This window comes from Bacillus sp. SIMBA_005, assembly GCF_046535585.1.
Lineage (GTDB): Bacteria > Bacillota > Bacilli > Bacillales > Bacillaceae > Bacillus > Bacillus pumilus.
Genome location: NZ_JAWRWI010000115.1, coordinates 1 through 349, shown reverse-complemented (window position 1 = coordinate 349; position 349 = coordinate 1). Strand labels below are relative to the sequence as shown.

The window sequence follows — 349 nt, the reverse complement described above, 5'->3', positions numbered from 1 at the left end:
GGGGAGAGCGTGTCGGTCGCGCCAGATCCGCCGCCGCCTCATCGCCAATCCCCCGCCGGCCGACACTCCCGCGGCAAATCACGCGAGATACGCCCCGCTGATCAACGCGAGCCGCTGCACTCAGTTAAGGGCTGAGCCCTATGAGTAGTCCTCGCCCTCGTCAGCGTGCGTTAGCGCTGAGTCGAGGAACTCCTTCACTTCGCCCTCGTCGGTTATCACGGTCGTCGTGAACACGGCGCCGCCTCGCGGATCGAGCTTCAGCGTTCGATTGATGTCGCGCTCGACGTGCACGGCTACGACGCCTTGACTCTCGTCGGGCATCTGGACCCGTTGACCGACCACGAACACC

1 protein-coding gene is annotated in these 349 nt (G+C 65.0%); it reads right to left on the bottom strand.

The genetic code is table 11. The features are described 5' to 3' along the window. Positions 1-138: 138 nt before the first annotated feature. On the bottom strand, positions 139-349 hold a 211-nt coding region (locus tag SB660_RS19360), incomplete at its 5' end, for a hypothetical protein (RefSeq protein WP_410583859.1).